Genomic DNA, 788 nt, shown 5'->3' on the forward strand with positions numbered 1-788 from the left:
GTTTTGAGAAAACTATTAAAACTGTCGGGGCGGCAGGATTCGAACCTGCGACCTCCTGGTCCCAAACCAGGCGCGATGACCGGACTACGCTACGCCCCGATTAAGGTCATCTTTTAACAAGTATTACCTTGTTTTTTGTGGGTGCAAATATAGAGTCTTTTTTTTAATTATGAAAATAAATTTGGAATAATTTTTATTAATTTTTTTGGAACAGTTTTTTACTAACTTTACATGATTAATAACCATTGTTTTAGATGAAAATGGAAAATGAAAAATAAAATTTTATTTTTGTTCTTTTTGTTGCTAATAAGTTCTTTTGTTTCCAATTTTTATATTGAGCGAAAACTTCAGATATCTTTTTCAAAAATTAAAATTAAAACCATCAAAGGTTTAGAGCACCGGTCTAATAAGAACTTCTGTAAAAATGAAATTGAAAATATCGGTAAAAGTTTGCAACAGGAATTAATAAAAATGAATGTTGATAAATGTACATTGAATGTAAGGAAAGATTATTTTTTCTTTTTCCAAAACAAAGTTATCTATATCAAAAACAACAAAACTTGTTTAAGAATAAATGTAAAATATTTGATCTTTAAATCAATATTTCAAATTGAAGGATATCAAAGCTGAACTAATGATTTAATCCATTAAAAACAAAAAAGCTCACAATAAAATTGTGAGCTTTTTTGTGAGCGCGAAAGGATTCGAACCTTTGACCGTCTGCTTAGAAGGCAGATGCTCTATCCAGCTGAGCTACGCACCCATTGAATAGTTTTGAGAAAACTATT

At 29.7% G+C, this 788-nt stretch carries 1 protein-coding gene and 2 tRNA genes; 1 reads left to right on the plus strand and 2 read right to left on the minus strand.

Annotated elements, in window-relative coordinates:
* Window positions 1–24: 24 nt before the first annotated feature.
* Window positions 25–99: transfer RNA gene (locus ABD745_RS19410), tRNA-Pro, on the minus strand.
* A gap of 168 nt (window positions 100–267) precedes the next feature.
* Between ABD745_RS19410 and ABD745_RS19415 the strand changes: the two genes are divergently transcribed.
* Window positions 268–630: a hypothetical protein gene (locus ABD745_RS19415; protein WP_344834070.1), complete on the plus strand. Its 363-nt coding sequence runs from the start codon at window positions 268–270 to the stop codon at window positions 628–630.
* A 59-nt stretch (window positions 631–689) separates the two neighbouring features.
* Here ABD745_RS19415 and ABD745_RS19420 read toward each other — a convergent pair.
* Window positions 690–763, minus strand: a tRNA-Arg gene (locus tag ABD745_RS19420).
* Window positions 764–788: the final 25 nt, after the last annotated feature.

Origin of the sequence: Chryseobacterium ginsenosidimutans, from assembly GCF_039536845.1 — a bacterium.
In the GTDB taxonomy this organism is placed as follows: Bacteria; Bacteroidota; Bacteroidia; order Flavobacteriales; family Weeksellaceae; genus Chryseobacterium; species Chryseobacterium ginsenosidimutans_B.

Excerpts from the sequence above, each read along its gene's own strand:
- ABD745_RS19415 (WP_344834070.1), top strand. The coding sequence starts at position 268 with ATGAAAAATAAAATTTTATTTTTGTTCTTTTTGTTGCTAATAAGTTCT.